Origin of the sequence: Flammeovirga aprica JL-4, from assembly GCF_012844305.1 — a bacterium.
Classification (GTDB): Bacteria; Bacteroidota; Bacteroidia; order Cytophagales; family Flammeovirgaceae; genus Flammeovirga; species Flammeovirga aprica.
This window is the reverse complement of sequence record NZ_JABANE010000202.1, coordinates 1-6,628: the sequence shown is the minus strand read 5'-3', so window position 1 is coordinate 6,628 and position 6,628 is coordinate 1. Positions and strand designations below refer to the sequence as shown.

The following is a 6,628-nucleotide window of genomic DNA, read 5'->3' as shown; positions in this document are numbered from 1 at the left end:
TAGATATGTCAAACAATCTAATCTAGCTTTGTTGATTTTGATCTGTGAATTTATTTTTTCAAACAATTTCGTATATTCGTGTTGACTCTCCATAATTGATAAATTTTGTATGTCGAAATTCAAATTTAATCAATTTCATGGAGAGTCATTTTTTTGTCATATACTTAGAAGAAATATAAAAACTTCCTTAAAGGATCTGCGACTAAAGGCGAGCTTGATTTTTTCGCTATTCTGATGACAAAAAGGAAGAGTAATACAGATGCAATCTCTTATGTTTTAAAGAAATGCCTTGCTCCTTATGTATTGGAACAATTTCTTGAACCTTTCTATAAAAAGTACAATCAGTATTGGATAGAAGCACTAAGAGGAACGATCAAAAACAAAGCCTTGCGAAGAGAAATCATCGATAAACACTTGTTCAATTTGCTCAGTCAACGACCTAATAACTTAGGGCATGTATTCCAAATTCCTTTTTATAAAGACGAACTGGATTATGTATTAAGTCATGAAATGTTCGGAGAAAAATTAAAGCGAATCAATATCGAAGTGCTTGACCGGTTGTCTGGTAAACTCCTAGAATTTCCGAATATCAAGGAAATTAATATTAAAGGTTTACCAGAAGATGACTTTAAAAATATCATTTGTAAGCTCCCTCATGTACAAGAACTAAGACTTGGTAATTTCTATCAAATCACTTCTGATATAGCACAACTCAAGCATTTAAAAACGCTACGAATCAACTTTGTAACCAAGGAAAATTGCCAGATTGTTGATGAACTATTTGAACTAGAAGAACTGAAAGAGGTCTTTCTAAATGGTGAGGAATACCGAAACTGGCAAGAAGAAAAACTTAATTTACAACCTTAAAAAAGCACTAAAATAATGGATAGATATCAATATAACTTCACTTCTCAAGCATATGGTAATTTTAGATATGATGAGAATGGAATTTACATCACGCAAAAAAATACTGAAAAAATCAAATATGTATTAGCAACGATAAAAGCGGTAGAGATTGAATTCAGAAGAAATCAGTTAAGCAACTTAAAAGAAGAAGATGCTAATCATTTTCTTGAAAAATTGGCTGAGGTTGGAAACTATGAATATTTTCAGATCCAAAGGGGAGGTAAATTTTCCAAAATACCCGAGAACTTAAAGAATCACGATCTTTGGTATCTTGATATTAGTATGAATGGTACTTGTGACTTAAGGCATATCCTTCCATTTTTGGATAAGTTACAAGTGCTAGAAATTCAGGCTGAAAAAGTAATTACGGGTGACCTGTCAGCTCTAAAAAACTTGACTAAAATTAATATTGAAGCTGATCAATGGGTAGATGATCACCAAGCTGAAAGTATTTCTAATATTGATACTTTATCATTAAAAATCACTCAACTTTCTCATTATAAATTCACTCTAAAAAACTGTAATAAGCTTCAAACATTTAAGGTTCATTCTGACAAAATAGATATCAGCGAGTTAAACCCAAAGAATAATGCAAGTGTTGAAGAAATTGAGATCAAAGCGGAAGAAATTCTAGGTATTGAGAACGTATTTGAGTTTAAACAACTTCAGAAATTATTGATCTGTGGAAATGTAGGTAAAGAATTCCCGGATAAATCTGATCAATTTGAGGTACTAAGAACATTAGATTTAGACCTGATCGATTGTGAAAAAATTCCTTTAAAAATTAAATGTACACTATCCGATTTAAACCTACAGATACCTGAAAGCATTCATGATTTTGACTCCGGAATATTAGAAATTAATGCGGAGGAAATTAGAGTTTCAGGAAACTTAAGCAACATTCCATCAGACAAAGAAGTTACACTTTCACCTTATACGAAGGAACTGATTTTCATATCGGAACTGCAAGATGAGATTCACCTACCAACATTTAGCGGTGATCAACTTCAAAAATTATATCTAAGTGTCCCTATTTTAAGAGACTTTGATCGATGCTTCAAATCCTTTCCGCGATTATCAGAACTGAGGCATTACCATCTTGCTTCTGATATTTCTTTAGGGCGTTTTGAACAACTAAGGGATGTAAGAATTTTTCAGGACAGTAATGAAGGAGGAATTTATGCTATACAATTTGGTGAGAACTTAAAGCTGAAAAACCTTAACCTTGGTGATATTAAATCTGTGCTTGACATCAATGATTTCCCTTCCAATATCGAAAATCTTGACCTTGAAAGATGCTATCAATTTAGAGACATTGTACCTCTTAAAAAGTTCCCTAATTTAAGTAGACTACAAATAGAAATTTCCCAAGGCATATCCCAATCTGAAAATCGCATATTACCTACTGTTTTAGATATAAGTAAGGATAAATTGCCATCACTAGATACAATAAAAGTCTATTCTCCTTCCATAAATCATATTACAAAGTCAATCATCCAGTTTTCTAAATTGTCTTTTATTTACCATGAAAAAGAGGAAAACATCTTCAATAGATTCAGTAATTATTTCGATATGTTATGGGATCTAAATCGAACAAAACATATTTTATCTCAAGAGGAAAAAGATTATTTGGCTGAAGTAATGGTATATGCTTATGATACTCCTCTGGGGTATGAAGCCGTTTGTAATACATTAAAATTGCATAAGTATTCAAATAAGAATATGCAGTTGTTGCTTGAAGATAGTATCCCTTTGTTTAATCCCGATAAAAAAGAGCTCTCAGAATTTCTAGGACAAAACAAGAAGATCGCATTTTTAGGAACAACAGGTGCCACAAAAACACAACTGAAGCAAGATGCTAAATCTTTAAATTGGGCACCTACCAACAAGGTAGATCAAGCAGACCTCATCATTTTAGGGAAGAAACACCTATTCAAAGTTTTTCCTAAAGAGGGCACTTATTTCTATACCGAAAAAGCGTTTGCGGAAGCATGTAAAGAAGAAGCTCCAAAGTATTTAGAAACCAATTCTGAAGAAAACCAAGGATTTGTTGATAACATCAAAACCTTAATACATTCGGGCTCTTCTGAAAATTTACTTTTGGCACTAGAACTTATGAAAAGTGGAGGAATGCCTGATGCGCTGAGAGATGAGGCTTTCTTTATTGCGAAATGCTCTACTGATACCAAAGTCAAAACGAAATATAAGAACTTTTTAAAGGGCAGTGCAACTCAAGGGGAAAAGAACTTCTTCTCATTGATGCTTACCAAGAAAGGGGAAAATAATATTGGTATCTATAATCAAATGGCAAGAAGTCTCTCTCCAAAATTGCTGGATCAGTTTCTTGAACTTTTCTATGTAAAACATAAAAACTTCTGGATAGAAGCTCTTAAAGGCCTTCGATCAAATAAAGCAATGAGAAGACGGATCATCGATAGTGACTTATTTGATCAGTTAAGTCGAAGACCAAGTTCATTGGGACATATATTTAAAATTCCTCTTTACAAGGAAGAGCTAGAATACATTCTCAGCCATAGGATGTTTGGAAGTAACCTTGGACGAATTAACATTACTGTTATCGATGAATTGTCTGAAAAACTGCTGGAATTCCCTAACATCAAATATGTTACTATCAATAATATAGATGCCATTGAGTTTGAAAACATCATCTGTAAACTCACCAAAATACAAGAACTTACTATAGATCATTTTTCTGGGGATAAAGTGCCATCATCCATTACTGCACTGAAAAACCTCAAGAAGATTTATGTGACTAATTTTGACAAAAAACATGTAGAACTTCCTAAGGAAATATTTGAATTGAAAAAGCTAAAAGAGGTAGTTTACAATGGGACTGTGTATAACAATTGGCAAGAAGAGAAACTTAATTTTCAATTTTAAAAACACTAAACAATGGCAACGACAAAAAGTAAAAAAGTTACGATTTTAGGCAAAAGGTATGATGAATACACCTCTTATGGTAAACACTATACTGAAGATATATTCAGTTTTAGTTTAGACGATTATAAAAATTTCTCTTTTGAGAAGATCTGTGATCAACTGTCTGTTTTGAAAAATCTAACAAAACTTGAAATCATTTACCCTTATATTTCCGAAGGTCCTAATGTGATCACAATTGATAAAAATATTCTAAAATTAAAATCTCTCAACCAGCTGAAAATAAAAGGCAAAAAAAACAGTGAAATTGTTATAGAGGATTTCAATTGTCCTCATGTTTTCAGGTCATTAGAATTAGATGCTAGTAACATTTTTATCAAAAACAAGACTTTAAATTTTCATCAATTAGATATTAGTGCATCCGAAAATATTGAATTTCATCCTGAATGTTCATTCCAATTAGCTGAAAGGGTGAAAATCCTAGGTAAGGTAAATGAACTTCCTTTAGACCTTTTTTATGCAGAAAATCTAAAAAATTTATACATAGGTGGTACTGATTTTCAAACTGCTCCAAACGATGCCAAGTTACCGTTATTAGAAACACTTTCAATTTTTCAAAATGATCAACTTGACAATATCAATCCTCTTCTTATAAATGCTTCAAATTTAGAGGAACTATCCCTTAGTTACACTTCTATTACACATCTCCCTGAAGAGGTTCAATTTAATAGTTTACACAAACTCTCTATTTACATTAACCCTAACTTAACCGTATTACCGGCAAAGTTGCTTTACTCAGAAAACCTTGAAACTATCAAAATAGAAAAAACTCCAATAGAAAGTTTGGAACATTGTTTTACTGATAAAGTAAACTATTCATTAAAAACATTAGTTATTCAAGACACTAACATAGAAGTTTTACCTGCTGCTTTACTCAATGGAAAACATCAACTACGTAATTATCTAGAGCTTAGAAATAATAAACTCAAGTCCATTCCTTCTCAGCTAATAAATACTACTTCTATCCATCAATTTAATGGTGGAGGAAATCCTTTTGAACGTTTTGATGTCCCTTTAGAGGAAAATAATTCATTATGGGGATTTGATATTGATGGACATCAATTCAAAACAATAGATGAAAATCTTTTTCAATTAAAAGGAATTTCAAGCCTAAATATTCAGTCTGAAAAACTATCAGATATAAGCCGTATTCATGAATTTTCTTCCATCAAGTTCTTAGATATTAACCTCAGTGTGGTGGAAAAGGGATGGGATGATTTATTCAAACTAAAAAAAATGTCATCGGTCGATACTCATAAAATGGCTGGCATAGTTTGCTCAATATTATCCAATGATATTAAAAAACGCTTAATAAAATTGATTCTTGAAGATGTGCCTTATGAGAAATACTCAAATTTTGAGTTAATTCATTCACTATGCATTAGTAACGATCATATCAAGAAAGATGCGGAAAGTGAATTAAAGAGAAGAGTTAGTGCACCTCTAATAATAAATAAAGAGTCCTTATTTTACATCATGGGTAAAAACTCCGAATCAAAATCCGCAATAAAAGAAAAACTATCTACCATCAACATAGAAGTAAAAGCAAGATATTCCAAAGATGTCACTCATCTCATTGTGGGCAAAATGCCTAAAGAAGTATTAAAATTTGAAGAAAATCAAGTTGACCAATGTACTTTATGTGATGAGAATAGTATTACTAAATACCAGAATACAATTGCTCCAACTTATTTAATGGAAGATGATAAGCAATTAATAGAAAATTTAAATCAACTACTTGATAGTGATGAATATGCTAATCTTAATATTGCTATTGAACTTATGAAAAGTGGAGGTATCCCACCAGTATTATTTGAGAAGGTTTTCTATGTTATGCATTATCACACGAACTATAAAAGACTATTACCTCTATTAGAGAAATATGCTCCAAATGAATATTTAGAAGTGTTGAAAGTAAAACTCAAAACCAAAAGATATTTTTATATTGAAAATGAATTTCGTTATCTCATTCGTTCAAAATTTGAAAAAGTAATGACCAGTGAACAGATTACAGCTTTTACAACTTTTCAATACAGGAAAAATAAAATGGGAACAGAAACCATTTTTTGGCATGCCCCCTTATTTTCTGAAATCAGGAAAGAAGTTTTTCTTGACTTGAATCTTATTGGAAAAGAAGAAATTGATTGGGTTAGCTTTAATAAAGGCAGGTATTATTCGTTACCTATTCCAAAAGATCTTCCTCACTTTAGTAAGATCAAAAGGTTTTCGATGTCTTATAAAAAAAGAAAGTTAATCTTCTTACAAGACAATCTTTTTGAGTATTTCAAAGACTTAGAAGAATTGTACTTAAGTGGTCTTTCCTTAGATAGTTTCGACCTCAATGACAAGGAAGTAAAAGCTTTATCAAAACTAAAAAAACTAGACTTGAGCGATAACGATATAAAATGCTTACCTCCTAGATTAAAAGAGTTAAAATCTTTGAAAGAGCTTAAGATAACAGGAAATCAACTTTCTGAAACTTATGAGGAATTAAAAGAGGCTTTGCCTAATTGTGAGATCCAGTGCTAGGAGAAGGTATTGGTGATCAAAAAAGTTTCCTGACATTCCCCCCATATATTTTCATTTCCGGGGAGTGTCAGGAGCGTCAGTTGAACATATAAACAACTATAAATTAGATTATACTCTCTCTTAATCTCTCATTCACTTCCTCTACTGAAAAATGCTCAGGATCAAAATCTTCATCAGTCCATCCTTCATAGTTTTCATAGTCTTCGTGTGATTTATCCTGTAAAACTTCAAGCAT

The 6,628-nt window shown here is 31.7% G+C and carries 3 protein-coding genes; all 3 read left to right on the top strand.

The window, feature by feature from the left end; all coding sequences use genetic code 11:
• Window positions 1–234 precede the first annotated feature (234 nt).
• From HHU12_RS32590 to HHU12_RS32580, 3 genes are read left to right on the top strand one after another with little or no spacing between them, the layout of a single operon-like run.
• Complete coding sequence (locus HHU12_RS32590) at window positions 235–867, top strand: hypothetical protein (RefSeq protein ID WP_169660914.1); 633 nt, start codon at window positions 235–237, stop codon at window positions 865–867.
• A gap of 15 nt (window positions 868–882) precedes the next feature.
• The gene (locus HHU12_RS32585) at window positions 883–3,807 is read left to right on the top strand and encodes a hypothetical protein (protein ID WP_169660913.1); all 2,925 of its coding nucleotides are present in this window, start codon (window positions 883–885) and stop codon (window positions 3,805–3,807) included.
• 12 nt (window positions 3,808–3,819) lie between these two features.
• Window positions 3,820–6,393 carry a leucine-rich repeat domain-containing protein gene (locus tag HHU12_RS32580; protein ID WP_169660912.1) on the top strand — a complete coding sequence of 858 codons (2,574 nt, stop codon included), beginning with the start codon at window positions 3,820–3,822 and terminating at the stop codon, window positions 6,391–6,393.
• Window positions 6,394–6,628: the final 235 nt, after the last annotated feature.

Coding starts and splice junctions, on each gene's coding strand:
- HHU12_RS32590 (WP_169660914.1), top strand. CDS start 235: ATGACAAAAAGGAAGAGTAATACAGATGCAATCTCTTATGTTTTAAAG.
- HHU12_RS32585 (WP_169660913.1), top strand. CDS start 883: ATGGATAGATATCAATATAACTTCACTTCTCAAGCATATGGTAATTTT.
- HHU12_RS32580 (WP_169660912.1), top strand. CDS start 3,820: ATGGCAACGACAAAAAGTAAAAAAGTTACGATTTTAGGCAAAAGGTAT.